Origin of the sequence: Holdemania filiformis DSM 12042 (genome assembly GCF_000157995.1) — a bacterium.
In the GTDB taxonomy this organism is placed as follows: Bacteria; Bacillota_I; Bacilli_A; order Erysipelotrichales; family Erysipelotrichaceae; genus Holdemania; species Holdemania filiformis.
In genome coordinates this window covers 285,547-292,354 of the sequence record NZ_GG657561.1, presented here as the reverse complement: position 1 = coordinate 292,354, position 6,808 = coordinate 285,547, and the positions used below count along the sequence as shown (strand labels likewise).

The window sequence follows — 6,808 nt, the reverse complement described above, 5'->3', positions numbered from 1 at the left end:
TTCTGCTTTCAGTTCGGCAAGTTCCTTGTCTGAAAGAAATACATTGTTATATCTGCCATAGGCGGCGGGGTGTCCCGTTTCTAACTCTCTCTCTTTTTCTATCTCTATATCTATCTCTTTCTTTATCTCTATCTCTGGTGGACGAATGTCGGACAAATGTCCGCCGTTTGTCCGGGGCGGCAAAAGCGCCCTGTTTTCCAGCCTTGCAGCCCGTTTCCGTTCCGCTTCGGTAGAGGACTGACCTATCATCAGTTCAATGTCGGTCATGTAGAGAAGCCCGCTGTTAAGCTGCTCCACAAGCCCCAACTGCCGGAAAATCTCTAAAGCCCGTTCAACCGTCCCTATCTGGTGGCGGGTAAGCGTCGCAATCATTTGCGCCGTATAGGGGATATGTTCGTCAAGCTGCAACTTTCCGCCGTTTTTCAACGATTTTAAGTACAGCTTCAACAGGATATTGGAGTACAAAATCCCGTCTTTCATATCCTCCAACAGCACAATGGAGTCGCTGTCAAAAAAGTTCTCTTTCAGCTTGAGGTAGTAGTATTTGCGGTTATCTGCCATTGGCTGCGCCCTCCTTTTTCCAGCGTTTGGAGTAGTAGCGGGGGCAGAGTATGATAATTGCCCGGAAGCTCTGCTTGCAGTCACGGGTACAGCCCCGGCATAGGTCGTTGTATGTGATACGGTTGCGGTGGTTGAGGAAGAAAGACCATTCCTCTTTCCGCTTCTTGCTCATTCTTGGCAATCGTAGGCTCCTTTCTGCCGTTTCTATCGGCGTGGCGGGATAGGCGGCATTTTCTGTATGTTCTCGGTGTCATTTTCGGGCTTTTTCCGCTCTGTAAGCCCCGTTTGGAAGTCGGGGAGTATTGCGGTAAGGGGAAAGCCCACACCCTCGTTTTTGTATGGTTTCGGTATCATTTCGGGGCAGTCTTTAACGCTCCTGTTCCTGCTTTTTCTGCTGGCTCGGCTCCCGGCGCAAAATCTGGTCGATATTGCCCTTGACGGTCTGAAGCTGGCGGACACGCTCACGCTTTTCCCGGTAGTCGTTATATCCGGTGTTCTTCTGGACGGTAAGCTGCTCAATCTCTCTTTGTAGGGCTTTGCTGGCTGGCAGCTTCGTGATTCCATGTGCCTTGAAATAGCGGGCGGCGGATTCCGCAAGGATAAAGTCGCTCTGGTGCTGCTCCCGGTAGGCTTTCCGGGCTTTCTCCGATTTCTGCGCTTTCAGCCCGTCACGGGCGGGCTTGGTGCCGATGTAGCTTAGGAGATTGCGCTGCAATTCCTTTTTGTCTGCTATGGCGGCTTCCAGTGCTTTCAGTCCAGCAAGGCTTTCCTGCATATCCGCATGGGCGGCTGTGAGGGCTTCGTCCAGTTCTTCCGGGGAAGAAAAGCCGTATTGCTGGTAGGCGGCAAGGGTAGCCGCCATTTGCTTTAGGTTGTGCATGGTCGCCCACTTCTCATAGCCCCGTCCCTTGCCCTCGGCTTTCTTTGCGGCTATGTCAACCATGCGCTGCACACCGTCATTCTTCGGGGCGTTTTTCGCTGGTTTTGTCCTCTGTAACCGCTCTTTGATACTGGCGGGGTATTCCGGTATGGCTGCGGCTTTTTCGGCGGCTCTGGCGGCGTTCTGCTCCAAAGTGGAGAGGACGGCGGTGCGGTCAAAATCGTCCCCCAGTTTGCGGGCGGTAATAGGTTTTGCCCTGTCCGGCGTGAGGTAGGACAGTCGCCCCCGGCTCTCCTTGACGGTCACGCCCTCCCGGAGAAGCAGAGAAGAAAACTCGTCAAAGCTGGTCGCTTCGGAAAGTGCTGCCCGGATAGTCCGGCGCAGCTTCGCCTTGTCTGTTTCAAACTTGGTCGTGCGGGGTGTGATACTGTCCGCAATCATGGGGGCGTTGCGCTCGTCCAGTGCGGCTTGTCCTTTCTTCTGCGCCCAGTATTCCCGGTCGGTCACTCGTTCCTTGCTGCCATTCAAAAGGTCAATCTGGTAAAGCCCCTCGCTGTGGCACATTTCCATGACTTCGGCTTTCAGATAGTTCATGGCTGCGTCTGTACAGCGGTGTTTGCAGCCTGCTTTTCTGTCCGCTGGTCTGTCCATGTGGGGCAGCATGGGAACCTCCGCAATCCGCAGGCTGTTAATGACGATATGCACATGGATGTTTTCAGTGTGATTATGCCCGTCCGGGTGGGTGCATACAAGGGCTTGGTGTCCGGGGAAATGCTCTCTGCAAAACTTCTCGCCCAACTCCTGCGCCCGGTCTACGGTCAAGCCGTTGTCCGGGCCGTCACGGGGGTCAAAGCTGATGATATAATGGTGGCTCTTTACGTCCTCCCGTTTCTGGTTCTTGCCATAGCGGAGATTGGAACGCATACAGGCAATGGCAAAATCCTCCCCGTTGCAATTCAAAGAAGAAATGCGGTAGTCTGTCCTTGGTATCAGCCGCCCGTCTGCGTCAAGGGTGGGCTTCATGGTAAACTCGTCATGCTCGAATGTGAGATACTTTTCAGCGTCCCCGTAGTCCGCATTTTTAGAGCTGATATGTTTGAGTATCGCCAATAGCGTCACCTACTTTCTTGAGGACTTCAAACTTGAGGGCGGCAAGGTCGGCGGCGGCTCCCCGTACCTCGCCGGATAAGTTGGCGTAGGGTGCGCCGTACTCATTCAAAAAGCGGGCTATCTGGTTTAAGTTGCCGCCGATCCGTCCGTACTCGGCGGTTAGCTTCCCGACAGCGGAAAGCAATTCATCATTGACGGGGGAAACGGTAATCACGGGGCGTATGGTTGCCCCCTGTATGGCTTGCCGGATAAACTCGGACTGGCTGATTTGATAAGCCGCCAGCCGCTCCATGAAGTCGGCGTGTTCTTCATCGGACAGCCGGGTTTTTATCACATGGCAGCGGTGGGGCGTGTTGTATTTCTTTCGCATGGTATGACCTCCTTTCGGTTGCCGCATAACGGCGGCGGTATGAGCGGCGCAAGCCGTAAAGCAGGGTTTGGGGAAGGCACTCCCCAACAAGATTCCCGCAGGGGCAAAATGAGCGGATAAGCGAATTTTGGTACTGTGGTAGAATCTTGCTCTAAAAAAGTGGCAGCTTCCGGCTCCCTTCACTTACTACTACAATTCCGGCGGGGCGTTTTGGCTTCTCTGACTTCACTAACAAAGCGATTGCAACGGCAGTTTCTGCCCGCTTTTCACTAACAAGACAAATCAAAATGCCTTTTCTGCCCGCTGTTCCCCTCCACGGAGAAGAAAAATTTTTGCCAATGCTGCGGCGGATATTTTTCTCTTTAATACCTACAAACCAGCAAAAGGTAAAATAGACGGAGATTTCAGAAATTTTTATCTTATTTTCCCTTTTCGTGGGGTAATACAGGGTTTTTTCAAAAACGCCGAATAAAACCGGAACTTTTTTATCAAGGAGCGGCAAGCTGGCTCTCCGGCGAAAAATGAGCGCAAAAAAGCAGGAAACCTTATCACTGATTTCCTGCTCCGTGTGCCGCTGTATGGCGGCGGTTATTCAGTTGTGAGTTTATCGGTCAAGCCGGAACTTGAATAGGCTTTCTATCAGCTTCGTCTTGATGTAGTCCTCCATATCCACGTTGTAATGTCCGTAGATGTGGGAGTAATAGCGGATATATCCGGCATAATGGGCACGAACGGCGTTGACCGCTTCCGGCTCCCCGTTGGTAGCCTGTATGATTGTTTCATAGGGGAGAAGCCTGCTCATGGGCTAACACCTCCATTTCCTCCCGTAGTCGGCGCAAGTCAAGATAAATGTGCCGTCCGGCTGTGCTGCGTGTCCGTCCGTACCGCTTGCCGATTTCCTCATGGGTTAGATGTTCAAAGAAGTACAGGAAGATGATTTCCTGCTCTGTTTCCGGCAGAGAGGACAGGGCTGCGGCAAGATCTGGATTGCTTAACATGACAGTCTGACCGCAGACCGTGAACGGGTATTCCTCGCTCGACGGCGGCTTCGCAAAGTATTCATCTGTGGCGGCAAACGGCATGAATTTTTCTTCGGACAGGTATTCAAGGGAGATTTCCCGCTTCCACTTTGAATACAGCTTGCGGGCTGCGTCAATGGACGCATGGCGAATAACAATCCTGCAAAAAGCATTATGCGTGTATTGGATATGCTTTTGATATTCTTCAAATTCGGTCATGGAAAATCCCCCTTTCTGAATAATGTGAGGGGCGGCAGCACTCCTTGCTGTCGCCCCTTGATTGCCTACCAGCAAAGGCGGGCGGGGCTGTCAACGGCGGCGCAGTATGCGCCGTTCATCTTGACCGTTGACTGGCTCGACTGGTTTTGCTATTTTATACAGACCTTTGCTTTAATAAGTTAAATATGTATCTTTCATGTGTGATGATTCCTCTGTTGCAGCTTTTTTTACAATCTCTTTCAAAGCTATTTAATATCTTTTCGGCTTTGTCTTTATCATGCGAGATAAACGCTGCATAGGAATATTGTGTATGATACGAAGCCAGTGGAACAAGCCTTGCCTTTGTCGTGCTTTTTTTGAGAAAGTACGGTTTATTCGTTGATGTTATTCCTAACATTATTTCGCAAAACTGTTTCTCGCAGGTTGCTTCATTTTTGTAAATGCCCGGAATATTTTTTGCTTTAAGCATTTCATTACATATATCCAATGCCTTTTGATATTCCTCCAATTCTAAAAAATAGAAAATCTTATCAATGGCAAAACAGCAAATAAGAGGATTATTATAGTCATTTTCCGGCAAGTCAGAAAATAAAATTGCTGGATAGTCCAAAATGATTCTTTCTTCCATGCCAAACGCATTTATTTTCATAATTCTGTAAAAAGCCCGTTTTGCACTTGGATTATTTATCATCATTAAAATATTATAAGCGTCATTTGTTTGCAAATGTGTTCGCATTGGTATGCCATTAGAAACGGCAAAAAATAGTCCAACAATGGCAATGGCTACAAAAAAAGTTCTTATAAACGATTCATCATTAAGCCATAGAACAAACCATCCCGCAAGAAAACTTAAAAGCAAATTAAAAACTGTTCCGCCGGCATTATACCAGAAAACCGGAATATTATCAGATTCACTAAAATTAGGTTCCATAGCAGCTTGACCACCCGCACCGATTACCGGAGAGAGTCCTACAGTAAGTTTCTTATCTCTTTTGTATATCCGAATATTCAAAATTGTAAAAGAAACGAATTTATATCCTGTCATTAGCCCAAACACAAGATGTCCAGCTTCATGTACGACTATTTGTAACAATACGGCGAAAATCAAAAAGAGAATTAAAGATATTGAACCAACCATGTTTCTGTTCCTCCTGACTGATATTGACCTTTTGGATATAGCTCACCCACCTCTCGATTATATACTATTTCTTGCTGTATGTAAAGTATTTCATACTTAAAGGGTAAATAAATTCGCCACTCGGAATAATAAGACTTTGATATTTGAGCGGCGAATACTATGTTATCGAATTTTTCTTAAAACCAAAATAGAAATTAAAACTACAATCAAAAAGCCGTCATACACTAACCGTAAAGCATTAGCAAATATCACTATGTTTTCTATCGCAGCGTACATAAAATAGCTTAATATATTCATGAAGATAAACATGGCGATTATTCCATAAAAACAAGCTGTACCAATAATAGTCCTACCATGTTCATCACGTCCCTCTTTTGAAAGGCAGTAGGCAAAAAATAAAATGGAAAGAAGAATTGTTACGCCCCAAAGAAACCATGTAAATGTCATATCGTTCATCAATTTATATATTAACTCTGACATTATTATACCTCCTCAAAATCAAATAAATCTTCAATCGTCACACCAAAGACTTTTGCAATATTATAAACTAACAACATAGAAGGATTGTACCTATTTCTTTCAAGCTGCATAATAGTCTGCCTTGAAACACCCACCAAATCGGCAAGTTCTTGTTGTGTCATTCTCTTTGTAGCTCTATAAACATGGATTTTGCTTTCAAATCGGTATTTGTTACTTGCCATTGGTTCGCCACCTTTCTTTGATTTTAGTGGTACTGTGTAAATATGAGTATAACATATTTCTTGCATTTTGTGAAATAAAGATTTTGAAATATTTAAGGAATAGTGGGCGGCTGCCTATCAAAATCTTTGTTTGTTACTTTATCGCACATGAGCATTGCTCGCCGGGTTGTCCGCCCCGTATCCCTCCAAAAGATTGACGCCGCCCCATACGCAAAGCGCTCCACCGAGGCCCACAACGATGGTCTGCAAAGTATCAACTGCACTATTGAAAAATTCCATAAATATACCTCCATAAATTCAGATTGTGATGGTGTTTGGGTGCAAAAAAAGCGCCGTTCACAGCGGCAGCCTCACAATCCGCAGACGGCCCGGAGTTACTGGCCGTCCCGCCATTCCAGCACAGCCAGCGAAAAAATTTCGCCCCATGCTTCACACAGTCTGCGGTCTATTTCCCTTGCAAGTTCTTCGGCTTCCCCGTCCGTGGGCGGGGTATCATGTTCCGCGATCCACTGGCATAGAACCGCAGCGGAAATGATCGCCCGGTAGATTTCTTTCTCATACCTGAAATAATCCGCAAATGTCCATTCGTCCGAGTGTCCCATCGGTCACGCTCCTTTCTCTATGGCCGCTTTATTCTGCGGCAAAATCTTCATCCGACAGCTCAATGTCGTAGAGGTCAAAGGGTTCGTCCTCTGTTATCACGCGCCGCTTTTTCCGGCGCAGGGACGACAGGTAGCTGTCCACATCAAAGGTATTCTTTTTGTCAGCGTCCGAGAGGTATTGATAGCGGGGGTGGCGGGTGATGTCGTA

The 6,808-nt window shown here is 47.5% G+C and carries 13 protein-coding genes; all 13 read right to left on the bottom strand.

Annotated features, from left to right (window positions below; translation table 11 throughout):
• On the bottom strand, positions 1–561 hold a 561-nt coding region (locus HOLDEFILI_RS14050; RefSeq protein ID WP_006060465.1), incomplete at its 3' end, for a phage replisome organizer N-terminal domain-containing protein.
• Positions 551–742, bottom strand: coding sequence for a hypothetical protein (locus tag HOLDEFILI_RS18940; protein WP_083787635.1), 192 nt, complete (start codon positions 740–742; stop codon positions 551–553). The genes HOLDEFILI_RS18940 and HOLDEFILI_RS14050, both read right to left, overlap by 11 nt.
• A 186-nt stretch (positions 743–928) precedes the next feature.
• Positions 929–2,551: a relaxase/mobilization nuclease domain-containing protein gene (locus tag HOLDEFILI_RS14045; RefSeq protein WP_006060462.1), complete on the bottom strand. Its 1,623-nt coding sequence runs from the start codon at positions 2,549–2,551 to the stop codon at positions 929–931.
• The gene (locus HOLDEFILI_RS14040) at positions 2,523–2,921 is read right to left on the bottom strand and encodes a plasmid mobilization protein (RefSeq protein WP_039865072.1); all 399 of its coding nucleotides are present in this window, start codon (positions 2,919–2,921) and stop codon (positions 2,523–2,525) included. The genes HOLDEFILI_RS14045 and HOLDEFILI_RS14040 overlap by 29 nt, the downstream gene beginning before the upstream one ends.
• Positions 2,922–3,072: 151 nt before the next feature.
• Positions 3,073–3,423 carry a hypothetical protein gene (locus HOLDEFILI_RS14035; RefSeq protein WP_006060460.1) on the bottom strand — a complete coding sequence of 117 codons (351 nt, stop codon included), beginning with the start codon at positions 3,421–3,423 and terminating at the stop codon, positions 3,073–3,075.
• Between the two features lie 102 nt (positions 3,424–3,525).
• The gene (locus tag HOLDEFILI_RS14030; RefSeq protein WP_006060459.1) at positions 3,526–3,723 is read right to left on the bottom strand and encodes a helix-turn-helix domain-containing protein; all 198 of its coding nucleotides are present in this window, start codon (positions 3,721–3,723) and stop codon (positions 3,526–3,528) included.
• Positions 3,701–4,159 carry an RNA polymerase sigma factor gene (locus HOLDEFILI_RS14025; RefSeq protein ID WP_039865071.1) on the bottom strand — a complete coding sequence of 153 codons (459 nt, stop codon included), beginning with the start codon at positions 4,157–4,159 and terminating at the stop codon, positions 3,701–3,703. The genes HOLDEFILI_RS14030 and HOLDEFILI_RS14025 overlap by 23 nt, the downstream gene beginning before the upstream one ends.
• A 154-nt stretch (positions 4,160–4,313) precedes the next feature.
• A complete protein-coding gene (locus HOLDEFILI_RS14020) occupies positions 4,314–5,297 on the bottom strand; it encodes a M50 family metallopeptidase (protein WP_006060456.1) in 984 nt (327 codons plus the stop codon).
• A 162-nt stretch (positions 5,298–5,459) separates the two neighbouring features.
• A complete protein-coding gene (locus HOLDEFILI_RS14015) occupies positions 5,460–5,777 on the bottom strand; it encodes a hypothetical protein (RefSeq protein WP_006060455.1) in 318 nt (105 codons plus the stop codon).
• Between the two features lie 2 nt (positions 5,778–5,779).
• Positions 5,780–5,998, bottom strand: coding sequence for a helix-turn-helix transcriptional regulator (locus tag HOLDEFILI_RS14010; protein WP_039865070.1), 219 nt, complete (start codon positions 5,996–5,998; stop codon positions 5,780–5,782).
• Positions 5,999–6,136: 138 nt separating this feature from the next.
• Positions 6,137–6,277, bottom strand: coding sequence for a Maff2 family mobile element protein (locus HOLDEFILI_RS18935; protein WP_003819033.1), 141 nt, complete (start codon positions 6,275–6,277; stop codon positions 6,137–6,139).
• A gap of 95 nt (positions 6,278–6,372) precedes the next feature.
• The gene (locus HOLDEFILI_RS14000) at positions 6,373–6,600 is read right to left on the bottom strand and encodes a hypothetical protein (protein ID WP_006060453.1); all 228 of its coding nucleotides are present in this window, start codon (positions 6,598–6,600) and stop codon (positions 6,373–6,375) included.
• A 28-nt stretch (positions 6,601–6,628) separates the two neighbouring features.
• Positions 6,629–6,808 (bottom strand): hypothetical protein (locus HOLDEFILI_RS19900; protein ID WP_006060452.1); only part of this gene is annotated, 180 nt, incomplete at its 5' end.